Annotated in this window: 22 protein-coding genes; 8 read left to right on the forward strand and 14 right to left on the reverse strand. The window is 58.4% G+C overall.

Annotation, left to right across the window (positions count from 1 at the left end):
* Positions 1–66: 66 nt before the first annotated feature.
* Entirely contained in the window at positions 67–2,775 is a 2,709-nt protein-coding gene (mgtA, locus tag ACMGGE_RS14305; protein WP_045335516.1) for a magnesium-translocating P-type ATPase, read from the reverse strand.
* 391 nt (positions 2,776–3,166) lie between these two features.
* Between mgtA and treR the strand changes: the two genes are divergently transcribed.
* From treR to nrdG, 5 genes are all read left to right on the forward strand, one after another.
* Positions 3,167–4,114, forward strand: a complete 948-nt coding sequence (treR, locus tag ACMGGE_RS14310; protein WP_229226645.1) for a trehalose operon repressor TreR — start codon at positions 3,167–3,169, stop codon at positions 4,112–4,114.
* 128 nt (positions 4,115–4,242) lie between these two features.
* Entirely contained in the window at positions 4,243–5,661 is a 1,419-nt protein-coding gene (treB, locus tag ACMGGE_RS14315; RefSeq protein ID WP_023310193.1) for a PTS trehalose transporter subunit IIBC, read from the forward strand.
* A gap of 52 nt (positions 5,662–5,713) precedes the next feature.
* Positions 5,714–7,357, forward strand: coding sequence for an alpha,alpha-phosphotrehalase (gene treC / locus ACMGGE_RS14320; RefSeq protein WP_420293900.1), 1,644 nt, complete (start codon positions 5,714–5,716; stop codon positions 7,355–7,357).
* 374 nt (positions 7,358–7,731) lie between these two features.
* Positions 7,732–9,870 carry an anaerobic ribonucleoside-triphosphate reductase gene (gene nrdD / locus ACMGGE_RS14325; protein WP_420293901.1) on the forward strand — a complete coding sequence of 713 codons (2,139 nt, stop codon included), beginning with the start codon at positions 7,732–7,734 and terminating at the stop codon, positions 9,868–9,870.
* 105 nt (positions 9,871–9,975) lie between these two features.
* Positions 9,976–10,440, forward strand: coding sequence for an anaerobic ribonucleoside-triphosphate reductase-activating protein (gene nrdG / locus ACMGGE_RS14330; RefSeq protein ID WP_420289452.1), 465 nt, complete (start codon positions 9,976–9,978; stop codon positions 10,438–10,440).
* Positions 10,441–10,472: 32 nt separating this feature from the next.
* Here the strand turns inward: nrdG and ACMGGE_RS14335 are convergent, their stop codons facing one another.
* The 10 genes from ACMGGE_RS14335 to ACMGGE_RS14380 are packed head-to-tail and all read right to left on the reverse strand — an operon-like array spanning position 10,473 to position 19,047.
* Positions 10,473–12,383, reverse strand: a complete 1,911-nt coding sequence (locus tag ACMGGE_RS14335; protein ID WP_090393030.1) for a BglG family transcription antiterminator — start codon at positions 12,381–12,383, stop codon at positions 10,473–10,475.
* Between the two features lie 19 nt (positions 12,384–12,402).
* Positions 12,403–13,539 carry a lactonase family protein gene (locus ACMGGE_RS14340; RefSeq protein WP_420293902.1) on the reverse strand — a complete coding sequence of 379 codons (1,137 nt, stop codon included), beginning with the start codon at positions 13,537–13,539 and terminating at the stop codon, positions 12,403–12,405.
* Between the two features lie 25 nt (positions 13,540–13,564).
* Entirely contained in the window at positions 13,565–14,305 is a 741-nt protein-coding gene (gene dagF / locus ACMGGE_RS14345) for a 2-dehydro-3-deoxy-phosphogluconate aldolase (RefSeq protein WP_023334305.1), read from the reverse strand.
* Positions 14,302–15,420, reverse strand: a complete 1,119-nt coding sequence (locus ACMGGE_RS14350) for a DgaE family pyridoxal phosphate-dependent ammonia lyase (protein WP_069720079.1) — start codon at positions 15,418–15,420, stop codon at positions 14,302–14,304. The genes dagF and ACMGGE_RS14350 overlap by 4 nt, the downstream gene beginning before the upstream one ends.
* A complete protein-coding gene (locus ACMGGE_RS14355; protein ID WP_420293903.1) occupies positions 15,404–16,537 on the reverse strand; it encodes an amidohydrolase/deacetylase family metallohydrolase in 1,134 nt (377 codons plus the stop codon). Before ACMGGE_RS14355 ends, ACMGGE_RS14350 begins: the two co-directional genes overlap by 17 nt.
* Before the next feature lie 42 nt (positions 16,538–16,579).
* Positions 16,580–17,221, reverse strand: a complete 642-nt coding sequence (locus tag ACMGGE_RS14360) for a DUF4310 family protein (protein ID WP_003856081.1) — start codon at positions 17,219–17,221, stop codon at positions 16,580–16,582.
* A gap of 13 nt (positions 17,222–17,234) precedes the next feature.
* Complete coding sequence (locus ACMGGE_RS14365) at positions 17,235–18,011, reverse strand: DUF4311 domain-containing protein (protein ID WP_008501408.1); 777 nt, start codon at positions 18,009–18,011, stop codon at positions 17,235–17,237.
* A gap of 22 nt (positions 18,012–18,033) precedes the next feature.
* A complete protein-coding gene (locus tag ACMGGE_RS14370) occupies positions 18,034–18,333 on the reverse strand; it encodes a DUF4312 family protein (RefSeq protein ID WP_420293904.1) in 300 nt (99 codons plus the stop codon).
* 2 nt (positions 18,334–18,335) lie between these two features.
* The gene (locus ACMGGE_RS14375; protein WP_023293430.1) at positions 18,336–18,698 is read right to left on the reverse strand and encodes an SFCGS family glycine-rich protein; all 363 of its coding nucleotides are present in this window, start codon (positions 18,696–18,698) and stop codon (positions 18,336–18,338) included.
* 10 nt (positions 18,699–18,708) lie between these two features.
* On the reverse strand, positions 18,709–19,047 hold the full coding sequence (locus ACMGGE_RS14380) for a glycine dehydrogenase (protein ID WP_086374949.1): 339 nt from the start codon (positions 19,045–19,047) through the stop codon (positions 18,709–18,711).
* 417 nt (positions 19,048–19,464) lie between these two features.
* Between ACMGGE_RS14380 and ACMGGE_RS14385 the strand changes: the two genes are divergently transcribed.
* Positions 19,465–19,620, forward strand: coding sequence for a Hok/Gef family protein (locus tag ACMGGE_RS14385; protein WP_072061332.1), 156 nt, complete (start codon positions 19,465–19,467; stop codon positions 19,618–19,620).
* A 69-nt stretch (positions 19,621–19,689) separates the two neighbouring features.
* Here ACMGGE_RS14385 and cybC read toward each other — a convergent pair whose 3' ends face one another.
* Together cybC and pmbA are read right to left on the reverse strand one after the other, a co-directional pair.
* Positions 19,690–20,076, reverse strand: coding sequence for a cytochrome b562 (gene cybC, locus ACMGGE_RS14390; protein ID WP_008501412.1), 387 nt, complete (start codon positions 20,074–20,076; stop codon positions 19,690–19,692).
* A 38-nt stretch (positions 20,077–20,114) separates the two neighbouring features.
* Positions 20,115–21,467: a metalloprotease PmbA gene (gene pmbA, locus ACMGGE_RS14395; RefSeq protein ID WP_420293905.1), complete on the reverse strand. Its 1,353-nt coding sequence runs from the start codon at positions 21,465–21,467 to the stop codon at positions 20,115–20,117.
* Between the two features lie 95 nt (positions 21,468–21,562).
* On the opposite strand from pmbA, the gene yjgA reads away from it, so the two are divergent.
* A complete protein-coding gene (gene yjgA, locus ACMGGE_RS14400; RefSeq protein WP_008501414.1) occupies positions 21,563–22,114 on the forward strand; it encodes a ribosome biogenesis factor YjgA in 552 nt (183 codons plus the stop codon).
* A 77-nt stretch (positions 22,115–22,191) separates the two neighbouring features.
* Here yjgA and mpl read toward each other — a convergent pair whose 3' ends face one another.
* Complete coding sequence (gene mpl, locus ACMGGE_RS14405) at positions 22,192–23,571, reverse strand: UDP-N-acetylmuramate:L-alanyl-gamma-D-glutamyl-meso-diaminopimelate ligase (RefSeq protein ID WP_048027922.1); 1,380 nt, start codon at positions 23,569–23,571, stop codon at positions 22,192–22,194.
* Positions 23,572–23,768: 197 nt separating this feature from the next.
* On the opposite strand from mpl, the gene fbp reads away from it, so the two are divergent.
* The gene (fbp, locus tag ACMGGE_RS14410; protein WP_008501416.1) at positions 23,769–24,767 is read left to right on the forward strand and encodes a class 1 fructose-bisphosphatase; all 999 of its coding nucleotides are present in this window, start codon (positions 23,769–23,771) and stop codon (positions 24,765–24,767) included.
* The last annotated feature ends 107 nt before the right edge of the window (positions 24,768–24,874 follow it).

Genomic DNA, 24,874 nt, shown 5'->3' on the forward strand with positions numbered 1-24,874 from the left:
CGCTTACCGGGCCTACGTTTCGGGAGTAGGCCGGGTAAGGCGAAGCCGCCACCCGGCAAACATAACTTACTGCCACCCATACCGACGCGCATAGAACCCTTTCACCATCTGCGTCAGCACCATGTAACCCGCGAGGATCGCCACCAGCCACGGGAAGTAGCTCAGCGGCAGCGCCTGCAGCTGCAGGTAGCTCGCCAGCGGTGAGAACGGCAGCGCGATGCCGAGCGCCATCACAATCCCCGTCATCACAATCAGCGGCCATGCGGCACGGCTCTGGATGAACGGAATGCGGCGCGTGCGGATCATGTGCACAATCAGCGTCTGCGACAGCAGACCGACCACGAACCAGCCGGACTGGAACAGCGTCTGGTGTTCCGGGGTGTTGGCGTGGAACACAAACCACATCAGGCAGAAGGTCAGAATGTCGAAGATGGAGCTGATCGGGCCAAAGAACAGCATAAAGCGCCCGAGATCTGCCGGGTTCCAGTGCTGCGGCTTCTGGATCTGCTCGTCATCCACGTTATCAAACGGGATAGCCACCTGAGACACGTCGTACATCAGGTTCTGGATCAGCAGGTGCAGCGGCAGCATCGGCAGGAACGGCAGAAACGCGCTCGCCACCAGCACGCTGAAGACGTTACCGAAGTTGGAGCTGGCGGTCATCTTGATGTACTTGAGCATATTGGCAAAGGTACGGCGCCCTTCGATGACGCCCTCCTCCAGCACCATCAGGCTTTTTTCCAGCAGAATGATATCCGCCGCTTCACGGGCAATATCGACCGCTCCGTCTACGGAGATACCGATATCCGCCGCACGCAGAGCGGGCGCATCGTTGATGCCGTCGCCCATGAAGCCCACCACGTGCCCTTCGCGCTTAAGCAGGGTGACGATGCGCTCTTTGTGCATCGGCGTCAGGCGGGCAAACAGCGTGGTGCGCTGGGCAAGCTTCGCCAGCTCGTCATCGGAGAGATGTTCAATATCGCTCCCCACCACCACATCACCCGCGTCCAGACCCACCTCGTGGCACACTTTCGCCGCCACCAGTTCGCTGTCGCCGGTGAGGATTTTTACGGTAATACCGCTCGCCTTCAGCGCTTTGAGCGCCGGTGCGGTGGTCTCTTTCGGCGGATCGAGGAAGGCGATGTAACCCTCGAGGATCAGATCGGATTCGTCGATACGCTGATAGTCCCCCTCGCGCGCCGGCAGGAACTTGCTCGCCACCGCCACCACGCGCAGCCCCTGACGGTTCAGGTTGTCGGTGACGCGCTTGATGCGGCGCAGCATGGTGTCGTCCAGCGGCACGATGTCGCCGTTATAGCGCACCTGTGTGGACACGTTGAGGATCTCCTGCAGCGCGCCTTTGCAGATCAGCTGATGCACATCCGTCTGCTCGCTCACCACCACCGACATGCGGCGGCGCTCGAAGTCGAACGGGATCTCATCCACCTTCTGCCAGCGGCCGGAGAGCGTGCGTGCGGACTCTTCATCCACCCCTTCCAGCACCGCGACGTCGAGCAGGTTTTTCAGCCCGGTCTGATAATGGCTGTTCAGCCACGCGCTGTGCAGCACGCGCTCGCTGGTTTTGCCGGAGATATCAGTGTGGTTCTCCAGCACGATTTTGTCCTGCGTCAGGGTGCCGGTTTTATCGGTGCAGAGAATGTCCATCGCGCCAAAGTTTTGAATGGCGTCGAGGTGTTTGACGATCACCTTCTGTTTAGAGAGCTTCACCGCCCCGCGCGCCAGCGTAGAGGTGACAATCATCGGCAGCATTTCCGGCGTTAAGCCGACGGCCACGGAGAGCGCAAACAGCGCCGCTTCCCACCAGTCGCCTTTGGTGTAGCCGTTGATCAGCAGCACGATCGGCGTCATCACCATCATGAAGCGGATCAGCAGCATGCTGACGCGGCCAATCCCCTTCTGGAAGGCATTCGGCTCGCTCTCCTGCTCGCTGACGCGCCCGGCAAGCTGACCAAACCAGGTGTTGCCCCCGGTAGCGGTGACAATCGCCTGCGCGGTGCCGCTGACGACCGTGGTGCCCATAAAGCACAGGGTGTCGCACTCGAGCGGGTTCATCTGCTGCGGGTCGCGGCTGCGCGCCACCTTTTCAACGGGCAGGGATTCCCCGGTCAGGGAGGCCTGCGCCACAAACAGATCGCGTGCCTGGATGATGCGTAAATCCGCCGGGATCATGTCCCCCGCGGCCAGCTTCACCAGATCCCCCGGCACCAGCTGGTCGATAGGCAATTCCACCCAGGCGTTTTCGCCGAGATCGTTGATCACGCGCGAGACGGTCGCGGTGTTGCTGACCATCGCCTTCAGGGCGTCCGCCGCTTTGGTGGAGCGGGCCTCCTGAATAAAGTTCAGCAGCGTGGAGATGCCCACCATCAGGGCAATCACCCCTGCGGCAAACAGATCTTCCGTCGCATAGGAGATGAGGCCAAGCACGGTCAGCAGCAGGTTGAACGGGTTGCGGTAGCAGAGCCACAGATGCACCCACCACGGAGACGGCTTTTGCGCCGGAATGAGGTTATCGCCATGCACGGCGCGGATTTTTTCCACTTCTGCCGCGTTCAGCCCTTCCGGGTGTCCGCCAAAGGCGCGCCAGACTTCATTTTCATCCATCGCCGCCACGTTCAGGCAGCGTTCGGTCAGGGACGCGGGGATCGCCGCCCCCGCCATGTTTTTGGCATTGGGCAGCGGGTCGCGCTGAACAAGACGGTGTGGCAGGTGGCGGCTCAGCAGGGCCTGCAGCTGCCGGGTGATATTTTTAAACATAGTCATTCCTCCGCATCCGCAAACGCGGACGCAGCTTTTCCTTCAGGCGTGGCAAAGCCGTACCTGAGAGGCACTCAATTTTTCAAGCAGGAACGTTTGGGACGTTGCTGCCTCACATCACCGGTGAGTCAGCAACAGGCTGGCTTACCGGAAAGAACGCATTCTCCCGTTCAGGAGAGGTGTGGGATCGGGATCCATGAAGCCTCCGGTAAGTAAAAAGTAGGGTGTCGCCGCGCAGTATAAGGATTTAAGCGTACCCTTTGTGACGATTCGGGCGGTATTATACCCCCCTGCAAATAAACCGAACGTAAACCAGACTTTGCCCATAGCGAAATCGCGCTATAGCATTAGGCTCAATTGACCATTTTGTCGTTGTTACAGGGAATACAGCATGCAGAACCGCCTTACGATTAAAGACATCGCGCGTTTAAGCGGCGTGGGGAAATCAACCGTCTCACGCGTGCTGAACAACGAAAGCGGCGTCAGCGAACGCACCCGCGAGCGCGTTGAGGCGGTCATGAATCAGCACGGCTTTTCCCCTTCCCGCTCCGCGCGCGCCATGCGCGGACAGAGTGACAAAGTGGTCGCCATCATTGTCTCGCGCCTGGATTCTCTGTCTGAAAATCTTGCCGTGCAGACCATGCTACCCGCCTTCTATGAGCAGGGATATGACCCGATCATGATGGAGAGCCAGTTCTCGCCACAACTGGTGGAAGAACATCTGGGTATGCTCCAGCGGCGCAACATTGACGGCGTGGTGCTGTTCGGCTTTACCGGCATCAAAGACGAGATGCTAAAACCCTGGCAGCCGTCGCTGGTGCTGCTGGCGCGCGATGCCCACGGTTTTGCCTCTGTCTGCTATGACGACGAGGGCGCGATTATCACCCTGATGCAGCACCTGTTTGACGAAGGCCATCGCCATATCAGCTTCCTCGGCGTACCGCACGCGGACGTCACCACCGGCAAGCGCCGCCATGAGGCCTATCTGGCCTTTTGCAAAAAGCACAACCTCTCCGCCGTGGCCTCCCTGCCGGGGCTGGGGATGAAGCAGGGCTACGAGCAGGTCGCCAGCGTCCTGACGCCGCAAACCACCGCGCTGGTGTGCGCCACGGATACGCTGGCGCTGGGCGCGAGTAAATATCTTCAGGAACAGCGTATCGATAACCTGCAGGTGGCGAGCGTCGGCAGCACGCCGCTGATGAAGTTTTTGCACCCGGAAATTATTACCGTCGACCCGGGTTATGCCGAGTCCGGCAGACAGGCCGCCGCGCAGCTGATCGAGCAGATCAACGGGCGCGCTGAGCCGCGTCAGATCGTTATTCCAGCCCACCTTTCTTAACCCCCGCTCAACGGTTTATTGTGATCTTCGCCCGATTTCGGGAACGTTCCCATTTTCGCCGTCACGCTGAAGGAGTAGGCTTGCGCTCAGGTCATTACACCCCTCACCATCTGTCATGAGGTTTCATGATGAGTAAAGTCAAACAAGCAGATATCGATCAGTTGATCGTCCTGGTCGGCGGCCGCGAAAACATCGCTACCGTCAGCCATTGCATTACCCGCCTGCGCTTCGTGTTGAACGATCCGGCCAAAGCCAACCCGAAGGCCATTGAAGAACTCTCCATGGTTAAAGGCTGCTTCACCAACGCCGGTCAGTTCCAGGTTGTAATTGGTACCGAAGTGGGCGATTACTATCAGGCTCTGCTGGCAACGACCGGGCACTCCTCCGCCGATAAAGAGCAGGCGAAGAAGGCCGCGCGCCAGAACATGAAGTGGCACGAGCAGCTGATTTCCCACTTTGCGGAGATCTTCTTCCCGCTGCTGCCAGCGCTGATCAGCGGAGGCTTGATCTTAGGCTTCCGTAACGTCATCGGCGACGTGCCGATGAGTGACGGCAAAACCCTGGCGCAGATGTATCCGGCGCTGAAAACCGTGTACGACTTCCTGTGGCTGATTGGCGAGGCGATCTTCTTCTATCTGCCGGTGGGGATCTGCTGGTCCGCGGTGCGCAAGATGGGCGGTACGCCGATCCTCGGTATCGTACTCGGCGTCACGCTGGTCTCTCCGCAGTTAATGAACGCTTACTTACTTGGTCAGCAGGTGCCTGAGGTGTGGAACTTCGGCCTGTTTACCATCGCCAAAGTGGGCTATCAGGCGCAGGTCATTCCGGCCCTGCTGGCGGGGCTGGCGCTGGGCTTTATTGAAACCCGACTGAAGCGCATCGTGCCGGATTACCTTTATCTGGTGGTGGTGCCGGTGTGCTCGCTGATTCTGGCGGTCTTCCTGGCGCATGCCTTTATCGGTCCGTTTGGCCGCATGATTGGCGACGGCGTGGCCTTCGCGGTGCGTCACCTGATGACCGGCAGCTTCGCCCCGATTGGCGCCGCGCTGTTTGGCTTCCTGTACGCTCCGCTGGTGATCACCGGCGTGCACCAGACCACGCTGGCCATTGATATGCAGATGATTCAGAGCCTCGGCGGCACGCCGGTCTGGCCGATTATCGCCCTGTCTAACATTGCGCAGGCGTCCGCGGTGACCGGCATCATCATCGTCAGTCGCAAGCACAACGAACGCGAGATCTCCGTTCCGGCGGCCATCTCCGCCTACCTGGGCGTCACCGAACCGGCGATGTACGGTATCAACCTGAAATACCGCTTCCCGATGCTCTGCGCGATGATCGGTTCCGGTCTGGCGGGCCTGGTGTGCGGACTGAACGGCGTAATGGCAAACGGGATTGGCGTCGGCGGCCTGCCGGGCATCCTCTCCATCCAGCCCGCTTACTGGCAGGTGTTCGCCCTGGCAATGGCCATCGCGATTATCGTCCCAATGGCACTGACTACCGTGGTTTATCAGCGTAAGTTCCGTCAGGGCTCGCTGCAGATTGTTTAATCTCTCTCTTTCGGGGCGCAGTTGCGCCCCTTCGCATTTGCAGGAACACACTATGAATACCCTTCCTCACTGGTGGCAAAACGGCGTTATCTACCAGATTTACCCCAAGAGTTTCCAGGACACCACCGGCAGCGGTACCGGCGATTTACGCGGCGTGACGCAGCGTCTGGACTACCTGAAAACCCTCGGCATCGACGCCATCTGGCTGACGCCGTTTTATATCTCCCCGCAGGTGGATAATGGCTACGACGTGGCGAATTACACCGCCATCGACCCGGCGTACGGCACGCTGGATGATTTCGACGAACTGGTCGCCGAGGCGCACCAGCGCGGCATTCGCATCGTGCTGGATATGGTGTTCAACCACACCTCAACCCAGCACCCCTGGTTCCGGGAATCGCTGAACAAAGCGAGCCCGTACCGCCAGTTCTACATCTGGCGCGACGGCACGCCTGAGCAGTTGCCCAACAACTGGCGCTCCAAGTTTGGCGGCAACGCCTGGCGCTGGCACGCGGAGAGCGAGCAGTATTACCTGCACCTGTTCGCGCCGGAGCAGGCGGACCTCAACTGGGAAAATCCGGCGGTGCGCGCCGAGCTGAAAAAGGTGTGCGAGTTCTGGGCCGACCGCGGCGTCGACGGCTTGCGCCTCGATGTCATTAACCTGATTTCGAAAGATCAGGATTTCCCGAATGACGAGACGGGTGACGGTCGCCGCTTCTACACTGACGGGCCTCGCATCCATGAATATCTGCAGGAGATGAGCCGCGACGTCTTTACCCCGCGCAACCTGATGACGGTAGGCGAGATGTCCTCGACTTCGCTGGAGAACTGCCAGCAGTATGCTTCTCTCGATGGCCGCGAGCTGTCGATGACCTTTAACTTCCACCACCTGAAGGTGGACTATCCCGGCGGCGAAAAGTGGACGAAGGCGAAGCCGGACTTCGTGGCGCTGAAAACTCTCTTCCGCCACTGGCAGCAGGGGATGCATAACAAAGCCTGGAACGCGCTGTTCTGGTGTAACCACGACCAGCCGCGCATCGTGTCGCGCTTCGGTGACGAAGGAGAATACCGGGTTCACGCCGCGAAAATGCTCGGCATGGTGCTGCACGGTATGCAGGGCACGCCGTATATCTATCAGGGCGAAGAGCTGGGGATGACGAACCCGCACTTCAGCCGCATCACCGATTACCGCGACGTGGAAAGCCTGAACATGTTCGCCGAACTGCGCGCCAACGGCCGCGATCCGGATGAATTACTGGCCATTCTGGCGAGTAAGTCCCGGGATAATGGCCGCACGCCAATGCAGTGGGACGCATCGCACAATGCGGGCTTTAGCGAGGGCGAACCGTGGATTGGCGTCTGCGATAACTACGAAACCGTGAACGCCCGCGCGGCGCTCGACGATGCGGATTCCGTCTTCTATACCTATCAGTCGCTGATTAGCCTGCGCAAAACCCTGCCGGTGCTGACGTGGGGGGATTATGAGGATCTCCTGCCGGAACACCCTTCTCTTTGGTGCTACCGTCGCCAGTGGCAGGGACAGACCCTGATCGTTGCGGCGAACCTGAGTAATACGCCTCAGGAATGGCAGACAGACCTTCTCAGCGATAAGTTGCAGGTGTTGATGAGTAACTACCCGACACCGCAAACGACGTCGCTGCGTCCGTTTGAAGCCGTCTGGTGGTTGCAACAGTAACCGTCCTGCCGGGTGCAGCCCTGCACCCGGCTTACTTTACTGTTTTTGTTGAATAATTAATCAGATTTTTCTCTTCCACCTTTACAATCTCTGAAGCGCCCGTCGTTTGTACTCTCGTCTTTTTACTTTGTTCTGAATCAAATAAATCGCAAACATGTTTGATGCAAATCACTATATGTAGCACTTAAAATGCACGCCGACCCAACATCTTGTATTTATCGTCTACTATTCCAACAACAAGACGGCGCTTACGCTGGCCGGAATTGTGGATAACACGAGCTGGGAACGCGGGAAGTCTTTGGCCTGGCGGGAAATGCGTCCGGTGAATACTTCTCCACCTCTGTGGATAACCTGTTTTCAAAAATGGAGTGATCATGACACCGCATGTGATGAAACGTGATGGCTGTAAAGTGCCGTTTAAATCAGAGCGCATCCAGGAAGCCATTCTGCGTGCAGCTAAAGCAGCGGGAGTCGATGACGCAGATTACTGCGCCACCGTCGCAGAAGTCGTTAGCAGCCAGATGAATGAACGCAGCCAGGTCGATATCAACGAAATCCAGACCGCGGTTGAAAACCAGCTGATGGCAGGGCCCTACAAGCAGCTGGCGCGCGCCTACATTGAGTACCGCCACGATCGCGACGTGCAGCGCGAGAAGCGCGGTCGTCTGAACCAGGAGATCCGTGGCCTGGTGGAGCAGACCAACTCCGCCCTGCTCAATGAAAACGCCAATAAAGACAGTAAAGTGATCCCGACCCAGCGCGATCTGCTGGCCGGTATCGTCGCCAAACACTATGCCCGCCAGCATCTGCTGCCGCGCGACGTGGTTTCGGCGCACGAGCGCGGCGAAATTCACTACCACGATCTCGACTATTCGCCGTTCTTCCCGATGTTCAACTGCATGCTGATCGACCTGAAAGGCATGCTGACCCACGGTTTTAAAATGGGCAACGCCGAGATTGAACCGCCTAAGTCAATCTCCACGGCCACCGCGGTCACGGCGCAGATTATCGCCCAGGTCGCCAGCCATATTTACGGCGGCACCACCATTAACCGTATTGATGAAGTGCTGGCTCCGTTCGTCACGGCAAGCTTCAACAAGCACCGTAAAACGGCTGACGAGTGGCACATTCCGGACGCTGACGGCTACGCGCACTCCCGCACCGAAAAAGAGTGCTACGACGCGTTCCAGTCGCTGGAATATGAGGTAAACACGCTGCACACCGCCAACGGCCAGACGCCGTTTGTGACCTTCGGCTTTGGCCTGGGCACCAGCTGGGAATCGCGTCTGATCCAGCAGTCCATTCTTCGCAACCGTATTTCCGGCCTTGGCAAAAACCGCAAAACCGCGGTGTTCCCGAAACTGGTGTTCGCGATCCGCGACGGCCTGAACCACAAGTTTGGCGATCCAAACTACGACATTAAACAGCTGGCGCTGGAGTGCGCGAGCAAGCGCATGTATCCGGACATCCTGAACTACGATCAGGTGGTGAAGGTCACCGGTTCGTTTAAAACGCCAATGGGCTGCCGCAGCTTCCTCGGCGTGTACGAGGATGAAAACGGCGAGCAGATCCACGACGGGCGCAACAACCTCGGCGTGATTAGCCTCAACCTGCCGCGCATCGCGCTGGAAGCGAAAGGCAATGAAGACGCTTTCTGGGCGCTGCTGGACGAGCGCCTGCAGCTGGCGCGTAAGGCGCTGATGACCCGTATTGCCCGTCTGGAAGGGGTCAAAGCCCGCGTCGCGCCGATCCTCTACATGGAAGGGGCCTGCGGCGTGCGCCTGAAGGCGGACGATGACGTGTCTGAGATCTTCAAAAATGGTCGTGCGTCGATTTCGCTGGGCTATATCGGCATTCACGAAACCATCAACGCGCTGTTTGGCGATACGCACATGTACGACAGCGAAGCCCTGCGTGAGAAAGGCATCGCCATCGTTCAGCGCCTGCGCGACGCAGTAGACCAGTGGAAAGAGGAAACCGGCTACGGGTTCAGCCTGTACAGCACCCCAAGCGAGAACCTGTGCGACCGCTTCTGCCGTCTGGACACCGCCGAGTTCGGGATTGTGGAAGGTGTGACCGACAAAGGGTACTACACCAACAGCTTCCACCTCGATGTCGAGAAGAAGGTCAACCCGTACGACAAGATCGACTTCGAAGCGGCGTATCCGCCGATCGCCAGCGGCGGCTTCATCTGTTACGGCGAGTATCCGAACATTCAGCACAACCTGAAGGCGCTGGAGGACGTGTGGGATTACAGCTACCAGCACGTGCCGTATTACGGGACCAACACGCCTATCGACGAGTGCTACGAATGCGGCTTTACCGGTGAGTTCGAGTGTACGAGCAAAGGCTTTACCTGCCCGAAATGCGGCAACCACGACGCGGCCCGCGTCTCCGTGACTCGTCGCGTATGCGGCTACCTCGGCAGCCCGGACGCACGTCCGTTTAACGCTGGCAAACAGGAAGAGGTGAAGCGCCGCGTGAAGCATCTGGGGAATGGACAGCTCGGTTAATCCGCTGCCACGTTAATGCCCGGTGGCGCTGCGCTTACCGGGCCTACGGACCGCTCTCTTTTGTAGGCCGGGTAAGCGCAGCGCCACCCGGCGTGGTTATTCGCGATGAACTATCACCAGTACTACCCCGTCGACATCGTCAACGGCCCCGGCACCCGCTGCACCCTGTTCGTCTCAGGCTGCGTCCACGAATGCCCCGGCTGCTACAACAAAAGCACCTGGCGCCTGAATTCCGGCATGCCGTTCACCGCGGAGATGGAAGATAAAATCATCAGCGACCTGAACGACACGCGCATTCACCGCCAGGGAATTTCGCTCTCCGGCGGCGATCCGCTGCATCCGCAAAACGTGCCGGATATTTTGAAGCTGGTGAAGCGCATTCGCCGCGAGTGCTCGGGAAAAGATATCTGGGTCTGGACAGGCTACAAGCTGGATGAGCTGAATGCGCAGCAGATGGAAGTCGTGGATCTGATTAACGTGCTGGTCGACGGCAAGTTCGTGCAGGATTTAAAAGACCCGGCGCTCATCTGGCGCGGCAGCAGCAACCAGGTTGTGCATCATTTGCGTTGATCAAAGGCGGATGTTATCCATCCGCCCTTATCTCAAAAACGACTCAAACTCTCCATCGCCACCGCCTTAAACCCGGCAAAATCCTCGCAGCTACAGAGCCGTGACATCGCCCGCTCGCGCAGGAAGGTGACGAAGATATCGTAAATCGCCATCGCCTCTTCGTATTCGCTTTTGCTGATGGCAAGCAGGAAGATGACGTGCGCGGTTTCGTCGCCCCACTGCACGCCGTGCGGGGCCAGCACGGTGTAGACCACCGTTTTCTGCGCCAGCAGGCCGAGGGAGTGCGGCAGCGCGATGCCGTCGCCGAGCATGGTACTGACGATAGCTTCACGCTCAACAACCGAATCCAGAAACTCCGCGCCAACAAAGCCTTCGGCCTCAAGCTGTTCACACAGCTCGCGGAACAGCGTCTGCTGATCGATCGGCTTGTCGATAATGCGGAAGTGGGCCGCGTCGAAGTATTTATCCAGCATCCACGGGCGGGTGCGGTCCACCAGCACCAGTTTGCCAATCTGTTCTAACTGATAGTCGGTCGGGAACGGGGCGATCATCACCACCGGTTTTGACTTTTCGCTGACGCGGGCGGTGGCGATCACAAAGTCTTCGCCAATCGATTCCGCCAACTCGTACTCGCGCAGGGTGAGCGTGCGCGTCACCTCAATCTGCGGGTATTTACGCTGCAGCACCGCCTCAATCATGCGCACCATCGCGTTACCGGCGTCGCATACCAGCAGCACGCGCGGCTGACGCTGGTAGCCAATGTTGTAGTGGCGCTCCAGCCCGACGCCAATATGCAGTACCAGGAAACCAATCTCGTTTTCGCTGATCACATACGGCGTGTATTTGCCCCAGCTCGACACCGCGGCCAGCGTCATGTCCCACGCCATTGGGTAGTGCTGCTTGATGTTATCCAGCAGCGGATTGGGGATCATGATTTGATACCGCACGCGGGTGATCATGGTTTTAATATGCGTCAGCAGATCCGCGTGCAGCTGCGCGTCACTAAGCAGGTTGTAGTTATAGTGGGTGTTGATGTAGCGCAGGATGTAGTTGACCAGCGCTTCATCGTCATCGGCATTAATCGCGCTGGGCGCGATCTCCTGGATCTGCCGCGCCGCAATGTGCACGCACAGCCAGCTCTCCTCCGACGGCGAAAGCGTTTTGCCCGCCAGCTGCTGGATGGTCACCGCGATATCCTTCGCCGCCTCGCGCACGTTCTCTTCCACGTCTTCGGCATGGAATTCCGGCAGCGGATAACCTTCGCTGATGCGACGTACCGACACCGCGCAGTACAGGCGCAGGAACAGCTCGCCTTCATCAGTCAGGCGAATGTGGTGACGCGTCAAGGCGTCGTGCAGCACCGGCACCATCTGCTCCGCCACGCCCGCATTCAGCGCCACGTCGGTCACCAGCGGGTTCAGGCTGTCCTGCTGCGCCAGCTCCCAGAGCAGATCGGTCAGGCACGCGCGGGTCGACATCTCGCTGCCAAACAGCTTCATCCCATGGCGCGGACGGGTTTCCAGCGTCAGGTTGTAACGATGAAACCACTCGCGTACCTCCGCCATGTCGCTTTGCAGCGTGGCGCGGCTGACGAACCACTCGTCCGCCAGATCCTCCAGCTTAAGCGAAAACGCCGAGGTGAGAAAACGCACCACCAGATAATGCACGCGCTCCGGCCCGGTCCGTGGGATACGCAGCGCGCGCGGGTGGGATGCCTGAAGCTGCTGATAGCGCTCGGCATCCTCAATTTTGAGCTGGTAGCCGTTGCCCCGGCTCAGGATAAACTGCGCGCCGTGGCTGGCCAGCAGCGCGTTCAGGGCGGTGATATCCGCACGGACGGTTCGCGTGGAGACCGACAGCCGCTGCGCCAGCTCGTCCTGCGGCAGCGTCTCGTTTTGCAACAGATCGAAAAGTTGCGCTAAACGTTGGTTCGGAAATCGCACGTCGTTGTCCTCTAACAGCTTAAGGTGAAATGACCATCTGGGATGGGCTGCCGACCGGGGTATAGTCCGGTTCGAAGCTCAATTTCCCGTCCTGCGCCACGCGGAAACGGGTAATGCTGTCGCTGCGCTGGTTCATGACGTACAGCCAGCGTCCCTGCTTATCGAGCGTCAGGGTGCGGGGATAATCACCACGCGTCCACACGTCATCCTGATGCGTCAGCGTGCCCTCTGCTGTTACGGTAAAGTGCCCGATGCTGTTATGCAAACGGTTAGCCACATACAGTTGCTTACCATCGGCGCTTAATGCGAGCCCGGCAGCAAAGCTGGTGCCTTTGTAAACTTCCGGCAGAGCAGAGACCGTTTTATCCTCTTTCAGGGTGCCGTTGGCGTTCACGGTATACCGGGTGAGCGTCGACGCCTCTTCGTTAATCAACCACAGGGCATCGCCCTTCGGCGTAAAGACAAAGTGGCGCGGCCCGGCGCCTTTCGAGGAGGCGCTGATAAACGGCGGATCGTTCGGCGTCAGCTTTCCTGTCCGATCGTCAAAACGGTACTGATAGATGCGATCCAGCCCCAGATCGGTGGAAAACACGTATTTCCCGCTTGGATCGGCGGCGATCATGTGCGCATGGGGGCCGTTATGATCGCTGATCGCGAAACTGCCCTCCGCAGCAGCTTCGGGCTTCGCCGCGCCCGGTTCGCCTTGATCCTGATGTTTGTCCGTGGCTTCACCCAGGCTGCCGTCTGCATTGACGGGTAAAACGGCAATTGAGCCGCTGACATAGTTCGCCACCAGCAGATGCTGGCCGTTCGGCGTCAGGGAGAGATACACCGGCCCGGCACCGCCGGAGGCCACCTGATTGAGCTGGCTCAGCTCACCGTTATCGCCGACGCGCAGCGCCTGCACCACGCCCTGCTCTACTTCGCTTGCCAGATACAGCGTTTTGCCGTCCTGTGAAAGGGTCAGCTGCGCCGCATTCGGCAGTTTGCTCACCAGCGTTTTATCGTTCAGCGCGCCGGTTTGCGGGTTAACAGTAAAACGGTACAACCCTTCACCGTTCGGATTATAGGTACCCACCCAGGCATATTGCGTCTGGGCGACAGCGGCGGTGGCGAGCATCGAGAGTGAAGCGACAAGCAAGGTACGGGTGTGCATGGTGGCTCCTGTATATATGTGAGTTCTACTTCACCAGCTTCTTCGTCATCGCCAGCAGGGTACGCACATCTTCCGGACGCGTATCACCGCTGGCTTTGTCGATAATCGAGCTGTAGATATGCGGGATGATTTTGCTCACGCCCGCGTCGAGGGCGATCTGCAGGATCTCCTCATAGTTTTCCAGATCGATACCTCCGGTCGGCTCCAGCCAGAAGTCGTGACGGGCGCAGGCTTCCGCCACCGCTTTGTACTCGTCACGGCACTTCAGGCCGCCCATCGGGAAGTATTTGATAGAGCTGCCGCCGAAATCTTTCAGCAGAGCAATCGCCGTTTCAACCGGCACGATGCCGTCCGGCGCTGCGCTGCTCAGCGGGCCGGTGGAGATTTTAACCATCCCGACGGTGCCGGTCGGAGAGACCAGACCGTTAACCACAGAGTCGTTCTGTCCCAGCAGCGCGCGGCTGGTAGCGACGCCGGTAAAGACCTGGTTAACGTGCTGCGGCTGCACCTGACGGGAGATCTCGCTCACCATCGCCGACTGGTTCGGATCCCCCGCGCCGAGGCCAACGGAGAGCGCGTTATCTATCAGCGCCGCGTACTCGCGCATATCCGCTACCGCGCTGGCCACGTCCGGGTAATTTTTGGAGAGCACGCCCACCAGCACATGACCTTCCGCCGCCTCGTAGATGGCGCTGGCGTTGGCCTTCGACCCTGCCAGCACGTTCAGACAGACGCGGTCACGGTAAAAGTTGGGGGTCAGTTTCATGCGTTTTTCTCCTGTCCTAACACTTCGCTAATGCGGCGGTACACGATGTTCAGCTGATCAGCATTCACGCTGCGTACATCCGCTTCGATAATCCCTTCGTTGGCCTTGTAGCCACGGAAGTAAATGGCGTATTCGCCCTGCTTCAGCTTCGCCACCAGGTCACCCGTGCCGACGCCGGTGGTGGCTTCGTCAAATTTAATCTCGGTGCGGGCGATGTCGCGTCCGGCGCTGTCCCAGACCACGCGCGCGGTCACACCGTTCAGGGTGTTGAGCGCCTCGATAAACGGCGTCATTTTCGCCACCATCTCGTCGCCGCTCTCTTTGGTGGCCGTCAGATAGTGTTCGATGGCGCAGGTCAGGCCAAGAATGCCCTCTTTACCCACCTTCATGGCACGGCCAATGCCCGCCGTCTGGCGTTTGACCCACTCAACGTACTGGGTTTTGCCGATCACCAGCCCGCTGGTTGGGCCTTCGATCGCCTTCGCGCCGCTGTAGATCACCAGGTCCGCACCGGAGCGGTAGTAAACATGCAGATCTTCTTCCGCCGCGGCATCAACGATGAGCGGCAAGTCGTGTTTACGCGCGACAACCGCCGCCTGCTCGACGCTGAGCATGCTTTTCTGCACGCAGTGGTGAGATTTGATATAGAGGATCGCGGCCGTGCGCGGGGTGATCGCCGCCGCCAGCTGATCGGCGGAACATTCGTTGGCGTAGCCCGCCTCCACCAGCCTGCCGCCGCCCAGCGCGACCATGGTGCCCACCGGCGCGCCAAAGTTCACGTTGTGGCCTTTCGGCAGGACGATTTCGTTGTTCTCAATTGGGGTAACGTGCAGATTTTCCAGCAGCCAGTCGCTGTCTTTGACCAGCACCGCCGCCACGGACTGGGCAATGCCCGCCGACGCGCAGGAGACGACCGTCGCCCCTTCCACATCCAGCAGCTTCGCGATGTACTCCCCGGTTTTATTGACCAGATCCTTCATCTCGAAATAGTGATTCATACCGTCCATCGCCGCCTGTACCACCTCCGGACGCGGCGTGGAGACGCCCAGCGCCGTCATGCGGCCAGAGGTGTTGATAACCTGCTTTAAGCGGTACTTCTCATAAATCGAAGGCATTTTCCGTGCTCCCTTGTTCGGTCATGTAGCCCTTGCCCGCGCGGATCGCGGCAAGCGGCACCAGAATGTGTTCAGCCTGCAGGCTGTCGTTTTCGGCATCCGTCAGCACCGTCGGCTGACGTTTGAGGATGAATAGCGTCAGGTCGGCGTCGAGACCCGGCTGAATACGGCCCTTGCGCGTCAGGCGCAGACCGTCGGCGGCGTTCGCCGTGACGCAGTCAATCACCTGCGGCAATGACATGCCGATGGCGAGAAACTTCGACATCACGCTTGCCAGCGAGCCTACCGGGCCGTTGATGCGGTTGCGGCAGTAGATATCTGAGCTGATGGTGTGCGGCAGAATGCCCATCGCGATAGCGCGTTTTGCCACCTCAAAGCTAAAGCTCGCCGTGCCGTGCCCCACATCCAGACGCACGCCGCGCTTCAGGGCAGAGGATATGGAGGCGCGCAGCTCGCCCGAGGGCGTCAGAATGCGGTTAGGCTTGCCGTTATAGCAGTGGGTAATGATGTCGCCGGAACTCAGGAGTTCGGCGATTTCGTCGAGATTTGGCGGGTTGTTGCCGATGTGCACCATCAGCGGCAGGTCGCCGTTCTCTTTCTGAATCGCATTCGCGCGCTCCAGCGGCGTGATGCCGTTGTCACCGACCACGCTGCTGCTCATGCGTGCCTTCAGGCCGACGATAAAATCAGGGTGGCGCTTCACCGCCTGCTTCACCGCATCGGCATCAACATTAGCCATATTGGCCAGCTCGTTCTGGGCAATCAGCCCCACGCGGGAGATGTTCAGCAAAGCAAAAACCTCGGTGGAGGCCTTGCGGGTTATCGCGTAGAAATCGTCCACATCGTCGGCGCCGGTGCTGCCCGCGTCCACTACGGTGGTGACGCCGGTGGCAACGCCCACGCTGTCGGGTTCGTCGTGGTAAATCGGGGAATTCGGGTAGCAGTGTACGTGGGAGTCAATCCAGCCTGCGCTGACGAACACTTCACCGTTCAGCTCAACCGTTTTATGCGCGGGCGCGTTAATCTCGCCCAGCGCCGCGATTTTCCCGTCCTGAATGGCGATATCGGTCAGGGTATCGTCTGTGAGGCGCGCACGGCGCAGGAGTAAATCAAACATGAGGATCTCCTGATAAGGCGGGCGCCAGCGCGCCCGCGGGTATTAAAGGGCAACCGGGAACAGCCAGCCCAGAATCATCGCGCCGAGGATAGCGCCACCGGTAATCGGCTTCTGCCAGATGTAGAACAGCAGCGCACCCACCAGCGAGCCGACGCCGATTGGAATGGAGGCGGTCATGGCGCTGAGGATGATCAACGGCCCGAGGAAGCGGCCGGAGGCGTTGCCCGCGCCCATCATCACGTCTGCGCCGTAGGTGGAGTTGCTCTGGTTGATGGTGAACTTACGCGCCAGGATGATGACGTAGCCAATCGCCAGACCAATCACCAGGCCGGTGATCAGCGAAGCAATGAAGTTGGTCACCGGGAACATGATCCCCGCGCCCAGCAGCAGCGCCGGTACGCCGAGGCCTACGCCGGTCTGGATCGCCCCGCCAATGTCGAGAATACCGACCAGCGACCCTTCGATAATACGGGCGAACAGGAAGCTCGCGCCAAACGCTGCCACCGCGCCGTAAACGCCGGTATCAATACCCGCTTTCAGCATCGCCACGAAGGCCACTTCGTTAAACGCGCCGATGCCGTAGAGGTAGTACATGTGCGTCCCGGCAAACACGCCGGAGGAGAGCAGGCCAACGAAGATCGGGAACGACCAGTCGGCATACCAAAAACCTTTATTCTGTTCCATTTAGAGGCTCCTGTTATTTACCGCTGAGCGAGTTGTGGATCATGTCGAGCCAGTTCGGCACGGTCAGATGGAAGGATTCGATCATCTTCATGTCGAAGCCGCGGAAGAAGCCGCTCAGCACGAAGAGCAGCACGATAGCCGCCATCATCACTTTGGTGACGTGGTTCCAGCCGCTCTCTTCCACGCCTTTCCCGATCAGGATCCCCAGCACCAGGCCCGGTACGGCGTTGCCCATAATCAGTTGCGCCGCGCCGCCGAAGATGGTGGCCCAGAAGCCCGATTTTTTACCCGCATCGATGGCCGCCAGCCAGAAGATCACCGGCATCACGGTGTTCACCAGCAGGTTCGCCGCCGGCACCAGCACCTTCACGGCGGTGACCTGAAGCGCAGCAGGAACGGAGGAGGCGGTCAGGTTAAGGAAGGTCACGACGATCATGCCGATCACGCCGCAGGCAATCGCCATTTTGCGGGGATCGTGCAGCGTTTCGCCGACGTTACGGTTTTTGATCATCAGTGCAGCCGCACCCCAGTTCGGGATGATGCGGTGGTCAACGTCCTGTGTGAAAGCCCCTGCGGCCACGGAAGAGGCCCAGGCGTTAAAGAAGAAACCTAACCCAAAGGAGAAGTGGGACGCCGGATCCCCTTCACAGGAGTTCAGTTCCCCCAACGTACGAAACGCGCCCATACCCTGAGTGGTAGGCGCATGAAACATGCGTGCAGCCCCGGCGCCCACACCGACGCCAACCAGGCCGCCAATGATGAGCGATTTTATTAATATAATTAAGAACATCAGTCTGCCCTTTTATGAATAATCAGCGTTGCGTGACGAAATCCACCTGGTCGAGATTGATGGCTGTCACGTTGACGGTCACATCCAGCTCCACGCTGTAGGTGCGTCTTTCCCGGCGCAGAAAGAAGAACAGAAACGCTTCTTTACGCACCGCTTCTTGCGCCTGAACGACCTGCACATCCTGTGGCTCAATACGCAGTAAGATATGCGGTGAGGCTTTCATCACCGCGGCCTGAACGTGGTTGAGCGCGTCGGCAAAGGCGCGCGCTTTGGCGTCGCCCTTCCCCATCACTCTCACCGTGGTTGTGAACTGTTCTTTCATGCTTATGCGCCGTATTTCTTCTGCCACGCCTGTACCAGACGCTCGCCAAGCTCTTCTTTATCCATAAAGCCAAAGCCCAGCACGTTGCAGCCTTCGTTGATGGCGGTCACGCCCTCTTCCACGGAACGCATGCCGTATTTGGCTTTGTAGCCATACTTGGTCTGGGCGGTGATGGCACCCGCGCCGCCGCTGCCGCAGAAAGAGATGCCGAAAGTGGCGTTTTCCGCTTTCATCACGTCGCCCAGCTTCATGTCTGCCGCCATGCCCGGTACGACAACCGCGCGTCCACCTGCTTTTTCCACACCGGCAGCCACTTTCTGACCTTTACCCAGGCGATCGCCAATCACGACTGTAATCTGTTCCATGTGTTGCTCCTTAAAGGTTGTCTTTTGCGACTTCAAAGTGAACGGAGAGCAGCCAGGCTTCTTCATCAGGAAGGTTGCCAAACTGCGCGACCACTTCACGGGCAAGCCGCATTGAATCCGGTGAAATTTCGTCAAACAGCTCTGCTTCAACCTCCGGCAGCGGCTCGCCGGTCACGGACCGGTGCGCCATGGCGCGCACGTGGGAGGTGAGCATCTGCTCCTGTACTGCATTGGGGATGATGTTGTTCCGGGCCAGCAGGGCATAGACCTGCTGCAGCATGGTGTTTGCGAGTTGATCTGTTTGCACCGCCTGTTCCCCAACGTCGTTCATTACCGCTCCGTTAATCACTGGTCTTACCCCGTTAATGGCTCTGGATTAAAACTAACGGTGGGAGGGAAGGGTTTGTAGCGAGTTGTTTTCCACTTCGAAGTGGAAAGGCGAGCCGCAGCAGTGATCTGTGCCACATAAATGCGCCGAATCTGGATAAATCGATGTATTCACGTGATGAATATCACGCTATTACGCGGGAACGAACGGGTAAGCAGAGTGGAAAAGATTCCGAGCAGGCTCGTAGAAATGTGACGTGGATAAGGTTTTCTTATGGGGATTGGGTAGAGTGGCGGCGGGTGCTTGAGACTGACCGTCTCAGGCATGGGACGGAAAGTGGAAAGCCCCGCCTGATAGAAAATCAGGGCGGGGGCTCGAAACGACACGTCACGACCGTGGAGTTCGCTACCTCGCCCGCTTTAAAGCAAGGAGGCATCCATGAAACGCAGAAACCCAAGTATCGGGGTTTTGATGATTATTGCTTTGACAATAATCATCTTAACGCTGGTGACGAGGAAAACACTGTGCGAAATCCGTTTTCGAAACGGCTCGCTTGAAGTGACAGCGCGGATGGATTGTCGCTCCGGCCAGTAGGGAGCAAGGATGCGGGGGCGCGTCATGCGCCTCCGCATACGGGGAAGGACGTACAGCTCAGGCACCCAATTAACGATACTTTTTGTGGTACGTATTGCGCGTGGTCACAAACTGCTCGGCCGCCGCCTGGGCCTCTTTCACTTTGCCTTCGTTAGCGAGCTTCAGCGCGCCGTCGATCTGGCCGACCAGCACGTCAAAGCCGTGGCGGTAGTCTTTCATCTCTGCACTGTCTGCCGCTTTGCTTTCCAGCTTCGGCGGCGTCGCTTTTTGGGCGTCCAGCGCCGCTTCACGCATTTTGGTCAGCGCGTCTTTCATTTCCGCCGCATTGTCGGTTTTCTGCACCACCTTCAGGTTTTGACCGAGGATGCCCATGTCGTCTTCAAGATCGGCAGCAAACGCAGAAGAGCCAAGAACCAGCGTTGAAGCTGCGACGATCGCTAACAGATGTTTACGCATTGCTCACTTCCTTTTTTATTATTAACAAAACGCTATCTCTATTGTCCGGCGATTTTCATTTCCGGAAGTAATACAGAACCACACTGTATATTGCTGCGTGTTTCAATATCGTTACCGACCGTAACGATATTGCGCCACATATCCTTCAGATTGCCAGCGATGGTAATTTCGCTCACCGGATACTGGATTTCACCGTTTTCCACCCAGAAACCCGCCGCACCGCGAGAGTAGTCTCCGGTGATGCCGCTGACGCCCTGACCCATCAGCTCGGTCACCACCAGACCGGTGCCCATCTCTTTCAGCATCTGCTCAAAGTTGAGGCTCTGCCCGGCAATGCGCCAGTTGTGAATGCCGCCCGCGTGCCCGGTGCTTTTCAGCCCCAGCTTGCGCGCGGAGTAGTTGGTTAGCAGCCACTGGGTCAGCACGCCGTCTTTGACAATGTCACGACGCTCGGTGCGCACGCCTTCGCTGTCGAACGGCGTGGAGGCCAGCCCTTTCAGCAGGTGCGGATGTTCTTCGATGGTCAGCCATTCCGGCAGGATCTGCTTGCCCAGCGAGTCGAGCAGGAAGGTTGATTTACGGTAAACGGAGCCGCCCGCAATCGCGCCCACCAGATGGCCAAACAGACCGGTCGCCACTTCATTGGCAAAAATCACCGGCGCTTTCATGGTGGAGAGTTTACGCGGCGACAGGCGAGACAGCGTGCGTTCGGCACACTCTTTGCCTACCCACTCCGGAGACTGCAAATCCCCCAGCGCGCGGCCAATGGTGTAGGCGTAGTCGCGCTCCATGTCACCGTTCTCTTCGGCGATGACGCAGCTGGAGAGCGAGTGGCGGGTAGAGCAGTAGCCCTGCAGCATGCCGTGGCTGTTGCCAAAGACTTTGATGCCGTAGTGGCTGTTAAAGCTGCCGCCTTCGGTATTGGTGATGCGCTTATCCGCCTGCAGGGACGCCTGCTCGGCACGGGCAGCCAGTTCAATGGCTTCGTCCGGCGTGACTTCTGCCGGGTGGAACAGGTCGAGATCCGGCGCGTCAAACGCCAGCAGGTCTTTATCGGCCACGCCGGCGTAAGGATCCGGCGAGGTGTAACGGGCGATATCCAGCGCGGCCTGCACCGTACGGGCGATGGCATCCGGACTGAGATCGGTGGATGACGCACTGCCTTTGCGATTCTGGTGGTATACCGTGATACCCAGCGCGCCGTCGCTGTTGAATTCGACATTCTCCACTTCGCCATAGCGGGTGCTCACGCTAATGCCGGTGGTTTTGCTGACCGCCACTTCGGCGCCATCTGATTTTTCTGAAGCAAGCATCAGCGCGGTGGAGACGGCTTCTTCCAGAATCTTACGCTGCGCTTCAACTTGTGAGGTTACTTTCATCGCAAATGCCATACTGTAAGAGAGAGTTAACTGAAGTCTAACAGAGAACCGTTTTTCAGTGCGCGTCTTAACTGGTAACATTAGCCTCTTTTTTTAAGGAGCCTGACATGACTAAGCAGCCCGAAGACTGGCTCGACGACGTTCCCGGTGATGACATCGAAGACGAAGATGATGAGATCATCTGGGTCAGTAAAAGTGAAATTAAACGTGACGCCGAAGAGTTAAAACAGCTTGGCGCGGAAATGGTAGAACTGGGTAAAAACGCGCTGGATAAGATCCCGCTCGACCAGGATCTGCGCGATGCCATTGAACTGGCACAGAAAATCAAAAAAGAAGGCCGTCGTCGCCAGCTTCAGCTTATCGGGAAAATGCTGCGTCAGCGCGATGTTGATCCGATCCGCCAGGCGCTGGACAAGCTGAAAAACCGCCACAACCAGCAGGTTGCGCTGTTCCACAAGCTGGAGCAGATCCGCGATCGTCTGATTGAACAGGGTGATGACGCCGTACCGGAAGTGCTGAACCTGTGGCCGGATGCCGACCGCCAGCAGCTGCGTTCCTTGATCCGCAACGCGAAGAAAGAGAAAGAAGGGAATAAGCCGCCGAAGTCTGCGCGCCTGATTTTCCAGTATCTGCGCGAGCTGTCTGAGAACGAAGAGTAATCCGCTCCCCTCACCCCGGAGGGGCGAGGGGGAAAAGAACGTAGGCCCGGTAAGCGTGAGCGCCACCGGGCTTTTTTTTACGCGTCGGCGGCCGCTTCCGCTTTCTTCGCCAGCCCGTCCAGCAGCTTCTGATGGATCCCACCAAAACCGCCGTTGCTCATCACCAGAATATGGTCGCCAGGCTGAGCGGCTTTCACCACCATATCCGCGAGCGCATCCACATCTGCGCTCCAGTGTGCCGGCTGAATGCAGGCATCGGCCACTTCCGCGACCTGCCACGGAATATGCTGCGGCTGCAGCAGGAAGACTTCATCGGCACGTCCTAACGACGGCGCGAGATCGTCTTTGCAGATGCCCATCTTCATGGTGTTCGAGCGTGGTTCCAGCACCGCCAGAATGCGCGCGGTACCGCCAACTTTGCCACGCAGGGCGGCAAGCGTGGCCAGAATGGCCGTTGGGTGGTGCGCGAAATCGTCATACACGGTGACGCCGTGGGCTTCACCGCGCAGTTCCAGACGGCGGCGGGCATTGATAAACGAGCCCAGCGCATTCGCCGCATCCGCAGGCTGAACGCCCACGTGACGCGCTGCGGCAATCGCCATCAGGCCGTTGTGCATATTGTGTTCGCCCACCAGGCCCCACTTCACCTCACCCACTTTTTCACCGTCGAGCAGCACTTCCCACTCGGAGGCATCGGCATTGAGTTTCTTCGCCTGCCAGTGGCCCTGCTCGCCCACCAGCTCCTGCTCGCTCCAGCAGCCCATTGCCAGGGTCTGCTTCAGGTTAATGTCGTTTTCCGGCAGGATGATGCGGCCCTGGCCTGGAACAATGCGCACCAGGTGGTGGAACTGTTTCTGAATGGCCTTCAGGTCGTCAAAAATATCCGCGTGGTCAAACTCAAGGTTATTGAGGATCAGCGTGCGCGGGCAGTAATGCACGAACTTAGAGCGCTTGTCGAAGAACGCGCAGTCATACTCGTCGGCTTCGATCACAAAGAACGGGCTGTCCCCCAGGCGCGCAGAAACGTCAAAGTTGCCCGGTACGCCGCCGATGACGAAGCCCGGCTTATAGCCACAGGCTTCGAGGATCCAGGTCGCCATGCCCGCGGTAGTCGTTTTGCCGTGGGTACCGGCAACGGCAACCACCCAGCGGTCACGCAGGACGAAGTCATGCAGCCACTGCGGGCCGGACATGAACGGAATATTGCGTTCCAGTACCGCCTCAACGCACGGGTTGCCGCGGGTCATGGCGTTGCCAATGATCACCAGATCCGGCTCGGGATCCAGCTGGCTGGCATCGTAGCCCTGAATTAAAGCGATGCCCTGTTTCTCCAGAAGTGTGCTCATTGGCGGATACACATTGGCGTCCGAACCTGTCACCTCATGGCCCAGCGAGCGCGCCAGCATTGCCAGTCCGCCCATGAAAGTGCCACAAATCCCCAATATATGAATGCGCATACGTCACTATCCTTCTTCAATGTGGCGCACATTTTACTCACATGTCGGCGGGTGTGAAACGCATTTCAGGAAAATCCGTATCCTGCTGGCGCGATTCACCTCTGCGCTACTATTTGAATATTTGTTAAGATTGTTGGGCTTTAGTCGTTTTAGTGAACATACAATCGCTCTACTCACAAAGATGCAGGGAAAGTGTTATGAAAACGTTAGGTGAATTTATTGTCGAAAAGCAGCACGAGTTCTCTCATGCTACCGGTGAACTCACTGCTTTGCTGTCGGCAATAAAGCTGGGCGCTAAGATCATCCACCGTGATATCAACAAGGCCGGTCTGGTCGATATCCTGGGTGCCAGCGGTGCCGAGAACGTTCAGGGCGAGGTTCAGCAGAAACTCGATCTGTTCGCAAATGAAAAACTGAAAGCTGCACTGCGCGCGCGCGACATCGTTGCGGGTATCGCCTCCGAAGAAGAAGATGAAATTGTTGTTTTCGAAGGGTGTGAACACGCGAAATACGTTGTTCTGATGGATCCGCTCGACGGCTCCTCCAACATCGACGTTAACGTTTCTGTCGGTACCATTTTCTCCATCTACCGCCGCGTTACGCCTGTTGGCACGCCGGTGACCGAAGAAGATTTCCTGCAGCCGGGCATTAATCAGGTTGCTGCTGGTTACGTGGTTTATGGCTCTTCCACCATGCTGGTGTACACCACCGGGTGCGGCGTACACGCCTTTACGTACGATCCTTCCCTGGGCGTTTTCTGTCTGAGCCAGGAACGCATGCGCTTCCCGGAGAAGGGTAACACCTACTCCATCAACGAAGGCAACTACATCCGCTTCCCGAACGGCGTGAAGAAGTACATCAAATTCTGCCAGGAAGAAGATAAAGCGACGCAGCGCCCTTACACGTCCCGCTATATTGGCTCTCTGGTCGCGGATTTCCACCGTAACCTGCTGAAAGGCGGCATCTACCTCTACCCAAGCACCGCCAGCCACCCGGACGGGAAACTGCGTCTGCTGTACGAATGCAACCCGATGGCGTTCCTGGCCGAACAGGCGGGCGGCAAGGCGAGCGACGGTAAAGAGCGTATTCTGGAGATCGTGCCGGAAAGCCTTCACCAGCGCCGTTCATTCTTCGTCGGCAACAACCACATGGTTGAAGACGTCGAACGTTTCATCCGTGAGTACCCGGACGCATAATCCCTCTCTTCAGGGGAGCCGATCCGGCTCCCCTGGTCATTTATATATTTTACCGTATAAGTGTTTATAAAAAACATGCTTTAATCTTCGCCACTGCTCCTGCATTA

Origin of the sequence: Enterobacter sp. BNK-22 (genome assembly GCF_048684805.1) — a bacterium.
GTDB classification, from domain to species: Bacteria; Pseudomonadota; Gammaproteobacteria; order Enterobacterales; family Enterobacteriaceae; genus Enterobacter; species Enterobacter quasiroggenkampii.